Source organism: Thiocapsa sp. C2-2m, from assembly GCF_041903745.1.
Lineage (GTDB): Bacteria > Pseudomonadota > Gammaproteobacteria > Chromatiales > Chromatiaceae > Thiocapsa > Thiocapsa roseilacustris.
Genome location: NZ_JBBWVD010000086.1, coordinates 1 through 5,663, shown reverse-complemented (window position 1 = coordinate 5,663; position 5,663 = coordinate 1). Strand labels below are relative to the sequence as shown.

Genomic DNA, 5,663 nt, shown 5'->3' with positions numbered 1-5,663 from the left:
CGCCATGACGCCCAGCTTGACGCAAGCCCCGTCGCGAGCTCCCTCAACATCGCCTCTTGCGCGGTCGAGAGCACATCACCGGGCCGATAACGCACGAAGGATTCGCCGTCGCCGCTTTCCAGGTCCCGCTCTGAAGCCCGGGCGGTCCGTTCGGCCCATTGCCCGAGTCCTCGCAGATTCTGCGTCAGTGGAGCGGTCTCGCGCTCGATGATCTGCGCACAGTCTTCGGCCTCATCCGGGAAGTGCTTCCGCAAACAGGCGACCACAGCATCCGCGCCCAAGCGGTCTCGACAGTTGCGCGCACTCAGGCCGGCCATGTCCAGGATGACGTTCCCAAACTGCGAATAGACGCTGGACGGCACGGCGTCAGGTCGGTCCAGTCGATCGAGTCCGTCGATCGGTTCCGGTTCCCGCGTGACCCCCGTCGCGACCAAAGTGGAGGTGATTTGAGCGGGCGTCCACCTCGGCCCGGCATGATTGAGACAGGCCGCCTGGATCAATCCGTCGAGATCCTGCGTGCCTTCGACCCAGGTTCTGAAGGTTCGTGTGACGCCGAGCGTGACATTGCCGTCAGACGTAGCGGCTTCGCGCGCCAGCCATTCCAGGAGGATGTCCGGGGCGATCCGCTTGTGCAACACACTCAGGGCATCCTCGGGGTCGATCACGATGTCGAGGTAACGCCCGATCGACTCGACGCTCGGATCCGGCGCAACCAAGGCCGAGCAGAGGCGATCCACATTGAACAAGAGGGGAAGCGGAGGTCGAATCCCGGAGTGCTCGGCCAGCATCGCGATAGACTCGGCACATTGGGCTGCGTTGATATTCCCATTGACCAGAGCCCGTTCGGGGAATCGCCACTCGCAGAGGATGGCAACGGCCAGGATTGCGAAGTGGTAGGGCTGTCCCTGAGTCTTCGCGCAGAAGACGAAGTCGCCATCGTTTCTGGCCAACGCCCGGCTCAGGAAATCCGCACCATTATCCGAAGCCCGATCGCCCCGAAAAGCCCGATTGGCCCGATTGGCCTGATAGTGTCCAATGTCCTCGTAGAGCACGAAGCCTTCGGCGGTCATCAATGAATTCAGATCACCGCAGACATGCAGATGCCGGTGCAACGGATCATCCTGTTCGCATTCAATGCGGCGCGACAGGACAGCACGCTCGGCGCCCGCGATCGACTCCCCGCGCAGTCCGAGGATGCCGTCGGGATGGGCCGTCAAAAAGTCGCGCGCCTCACCGTAAAAGTGCTTCCATTCGGTCGCGTCGATCCGGTCCGCATCGATCGTCAGATAAATATAGACGCCCATGATGTCCTCTTTGCCTGTGGTGATTGCCGCGACATGACCGGTCTACAGTGATGTCGGGATGGAGCCGCTGCGCCTTCGTCGCTGAAGCGCCGAAACCCATTCCATCGCTGGGGGCCGAGTTTCGTTCACGACAGACAACCAGTTAATCATGGGGGGAAGTCTAAGGCGCCTATCTAAACCGTCAATAAACAAGGTGTTTTGCGAAATAAGCATAACGAAGTCAGGACATCAACAACTGGAAGGCTCGCCGCATTCCCCGCACCAAGCAAAAGCGGGTCGCGGAAGCGCTCGGTTGGACACTGGACGACCTCCTGTCCGAGGATGACTCCGTGGTGCTCGCGCCGACACCGCTGGAAGGGTCCGCGCAGCACCCCAGGATCCCAGAATCCGCAACAGGCTATCCGGCAGGCGGTCGATGGCTCCGGTTGCCGCAACGCCGGCTTGCCGTTGATCCGGCCACGGGGACGCTGTCGATCGATGATTCAGGCGCAGCGCCAACCTGTTCGGAGCCATGGATCGCACGGACAAGGGTGTGCACCGAGAATTTCGCGTTGCTCGAAGCCCAAGGCGACACCATGGCGCCCCTGATCCGGCATGGCGATCTACTCGTCGTCGACTTGAACGATCGCGAGATCGCTGACGGGGCCATCTTCGTCGTCCGTTATGGTGGAGCCGTGCGATCTCGGCGGATTGACCTGCGCTATGACGGCTCACTCATCTTGCGCTGCGAAGATCAGGCCCGCTATCCGGACGAGCTGGTTCCCCTCGCCGACCGTGACCGCCACGTTCAGATCATCGGCCGTGTGCCGTGGCGCGCCGGCGCCATCTGACGAAGACGACTGCAAGTCGTCGATCCCAGGGTGTTGCCGCTTCGCGACAACCCCATGCGTCGCTTCCAGCCATTCGCCTAAACACGTCCGCGATGTCGCCGCTTACTTTCTCAACGCAATGCTGACCGAGACGCTCGCCAGTCCGGTGGTCGAGGTGCAGATCCTCGATCCCTGCAACCCGCAGGAAACCACTCACGACAAGCTCATCTGGTACAGCGGTTCCACCTCCAGGCCCTTTCGCTCTCTTTGCAAGCCCACCTTGCGGCGATGCAAAACCTGGAACGCGCATGCGATCCGTGTAATTCTTGCAGACATCCATCGCGCCATCCCCCACCGATCGCGATGACCGTGGTACGTCCCCGGTTTCTCCTGCAGAGCATGCGGATCTGACCGCACGCATGCTCTACGGCTGGGCGGACCTGTACCGCCGGCAACTGCGTCGCGGCCAAGACTACAACATCCTCAAACCGACCTATGCGATCTGGCTGCTCGACCAGACCCTACGCGACGACACGCCGGACTATGCGCACCGCTACCGGATGCGCGATGATCGGGGACAGGCGCTGATCGACCACGGCGGCATCTGGATCTTCGAGCTGAACAAAGCGGCCATCCAACAGGTCGAAACCGAGCAAGAACGCTGGCTGAAATTCTTCAACGAGGCTGAAACCCTCGATGACGAGAAGCTCCCCAATTGGATGCAAACCCCTGTGATGAGGCAAGCCATGAGCACCTTGACCGCCTTCTCCGAGAAAGAACGCGCCTATCACCAGTACCAGGCGCGTCAAGAGTTCTGGCGCCAACAGCGCTCCATCCAACAGGAGCTCGAGAAAGAGCGAGCTGCCAAGGAATCGGAACGACAAGCCAAGGAGGAAGCACTTCAAGCCAACGAGGCAGCGCTTCGAGCCAACGAGGCAGAGCGACAAGCCAAGGAGGCAGAGCGACAAGCCAAAGAAGCCGCACTCGCCGAGGTCGCGCGCCTGAAGGCGCTCCTGAACCAATCGCGCGACGCCTGACTGCCTGCGATCACGACGCCTGAAGTGGGTCGGGCTTTTCAGCCCGACAACGCCGTCTCAGGCCACCCGGCGCTCGGCGTCGAGCGCGACACCCGCGCTGCGGGAAGACGCCGAGAGCAGGTCGGACTGAATTCCGACCCACAGGGGGCCGACCTTAAGGCGAACTCCGGAAACCTTCATGCCAAGGGCGTAGGTTGTGCCGAGCCGTGCGAGGCACAACCAACCGTCGGCGCAAGTTGTGCCTCCTATCGTCAGCACAACCTACGGGTATGGAAGTTTGCGGAAATCACCTAAGTTGAGCGTTATTTGAACCTGACCCCTTTTCCCCGTGAGTCGCACCACGTGCATGGAAAATAGATCTGTCCCCTTTAGGAGGCAAGCCATGAACACAGCATTTGATCGAATCACCATCAACCCCGCCTTGATGAACGGACAGCCCTGTATCCGCGGTATGAGACTGACCGTTCGCCGCGTGGTTGAAGCCGTGGCCGCTTATCCGGACCGCGACGATCTGAAACAGGACTATCCGGAAATCGACGACGAGGACATCCGGCAAGCGTTGGAATTTGCGGCCATCAGCCTCGACGATCAGATCCTCATGTTGGACGTCGCGTGATAAAATTGCTTCTGGATCAGGGTTTGCCTCGCAGCACGGTTCGACACCTCCGAGACCACGGCATGATCGTTGACCATGTCGCCGACATTGGTCTTGATCGCGCATCCGACGAGGACATCATTGCGTTTGCGCGAAGTCGTGGGCAACTGATCGTCACTCTGGATGCGGATTTTCATGCGCTGCTGGTCATCAGTGGCGCGAGCACTCCATCCACGATTCGCATTCGCCGAGAAGGGCTGCGCGGTCTTGAAGTGGCCGTATTGATCCTTCAAGTCCTCGCGAAAGTCGGCGATGAGCTCAAGCGCGGGGCAATGGTGACAGTGACCGAACGCACGATCCGTCTCCGTCGCTTGCCGCTGCAGCCGTGAAGTACGGGCCCTGAGCCCCTACAACGAGCGCGAGACCCTCGACGACAAGCTCACCATCGTCGACGTCAAGGCCCGCGACACGGCCCGCCGGGTCTTTCAGGTGGAGATCCAACTCCTCGTCTTCCCGGATCTGGCGCCCCGTATCCTCTATGCCCGGGCCGATCTCTACAGCCAGCAGCTGCAAAGCGGCCAGGACTACGGCGCGCTCCAGCCCACATACGTGATCTGGATTCTCGATCAGACCCTCTTCGCCGAGCGACCGGAGTATGCTCACCGCTACTGTCTGCGCGACGACCAGGGGCGCCGGCTCGTCGACCACGGGGTTATCCGGCTCTTCGAGTTGAGTCAACTTCAGATCCCACGGGTCGAAACAGAGGCCGAACGTTGGCTAAACTTCCTCAAGGACGGTGAACAACTCGATCCCGAGCATCTCCCCGAATGGATGCAGCATCCCATCATGAGGCAGGCCATGAGCAGCCTGAGCCGCTGTCGGTCAATACGCGATCGGCTGAAAATCCGCGGGGACGTCGAGCTCGAAGACCTGATCATGGATGCGGGCCACATAGAAGCCTTCCCGCAGCGCCCGCTCGCGCAGATCGGCCGAGAGATCGACGGCGGCGAGAATGCCGTAGAGCCGCTTGTCGCCGTGCTCGGGAAAGAACTGCCGAAAACGTGTCAGCAACGCCTTCATTTGGGCGATCGACTCCTCGCGCGCGTGGCTCTTCACCTCCACAACATAAGCCGCATTGATCGGGCCGTTGGCATAGGAGAGCACATCGATTTCCAGGTGCCGGCCATCTTTCGTGACGCGCACGCTGGGGCTCACCACTTCCATGCCGAAGCGCGTACGCAGGATGCTTTCCATCGAGGGCAACGCCAAGCCTTCGGTGAAACTGCCGAACTTCTCGCCTAGTCCACCAATCTGTTTTCCGAGCTCTTTGATTTGGCGATCGGTGTCTTTCATACGCCGATCGGTTTCCTGCATGCGCCGATCGGTTTCCTGCATACTCCGGTCGGTCTCTTGCTGCGATTTAGCCAACTCCCGCAACAAGCCCCAAATCTCCTCCGCTGTTGTGGTCATCATGAGTACCTTCGCGTTGATGCGACGATTTAGACTCCGCAGTATACACTGAACGGTATTCATGCCGTCGGTGATCTCCCCATTCAGCACCCAAAGAGGCCGCGTTCGCCGAGGTCGCGCTCCTGAACCAATCGCGCTGCGGGATGACGCCGAGAGCAGGTCGGACTGAAGTCCGAGCCACAGGGGGCCAACCTTAAGTTGAGCGTTATTTGAACCTGAACCTGGCCCCTTTTCCCGCAACACCGCCGGCGGTGCGTTGTGCCTCGCAAGCTCGGCACAACCTACGCACTTAGCCTCAAGGCACAAGTCAAGACCTGACACCGATGCCCGCCTTGCGGGGATTCAACACCTGGAACGCGCATGCGATCCGTGTAATTCTTGCAATCATCCATCTCGCCATGCCGCACCGCTCCGCCATGAGCCACGACCAGAACTTCAAGAACATGAT

At 60.5% G+C, this 5,663-nt stretch carries 6 protein-coding genes and 1 pseudogene; 5 read left to right on the top strand and 2 right to left on the bottom strand.

All coding sequences use genetic code 11. The features are described from left to right. On the bottom strand, window positions 1–1,304 hold a 1,304-nt coding region (locus AADX97_RS28445; RefSeq protein ID WP_374239356.1), incomplete at its 3' end, for a hypothetical protein. Between the two features lie 329 nt (window positions 1,305–1,633). On the opposite strand from AADX97_RS28445, the gene AADX97_RS28440 reads away from it, so the two are divergent. The 5 genes and pseudogenes from AADX97_RS28440 to AADX97_RS28420 all read left to right on the top strand — a co-directional run. Further along, on the top strand, window positions 1,634–2,134 hold the full coding sequence (locus AADX97_RS28440) for a helix-turn-helix transcriptional regulator (RefSeq protein ID WP_374237414.1): 501 nt from the start codon (window positions 1,634–1,636) through the stop codon (window positions 2,132–2,134). A 305-nt stretch (window positions 2,135–2,439) separates the two neighbouring features. Continuing rightward, a complete protein-coding gene (locus AADX97_RS28435; RefSeq protein WP_374237413.1) occupies window positions 2,440–3,150 on the top strand; it encodes a PD-(D/E)XK nuclease family transposase in 711 nt (236 codons plus the stop codon). Window positions 3,151–3,532: 382 nt separating this feature from the next. Then, the gene (locus tag AADX97_RS28430; RefSeq protein ID WP_374237412.1) at window positions 3,533–3,766 is read left to right on the top strand and encodes a DUF433 domain-containing protein; all 234 of its coding nucleotides are present in this window, start codon (window positions 3,533–3,535) and stop codon (window positions 3,764–3,766) included. Beyond that, window positions 3,763–4,134, top strand: a complete 372-nt coding sequence (locus AADX97_RS28425; RefSeq protein ID WP_374237411.1) for a DUF5615 family PIN-like protein — start codon at window positions 3,763–3,765, stop codon at window positions 4,132–4,134. The genes AADX97_RS28430 and AADX97_RS28425 overlap by 4 nt, the downstream gene beginning before the upstream one ends. A gap of 10 nt (window positions 4,135–4,144) precedes the next feature. Next, window positions 4,145–4,615: pseudogene (locus tag AADX97_RS28420) on the top strand (Rpn family recombination-promoting nuclease/putative transposase); the annotation flags it as partial. Between the two features lie 12 nt (window positions 4,616–4,627). On the opposite strand, the gene AADX97_RS28415 reads toward AADX97_RS28420, so the two are convergent. After that, window positions 4,628–5,218, bottom strand: coding sequence for a DUF3782 domain-containing protein (locus AADX97_RS28415; protein ID WP_374237409.1), 591 nt, complete (start codon window positions 5,216–5,218; stop codon window positions 4,628–4,630). Window positions 5,219–5,663: the final 445 nt, after the last annotated feature.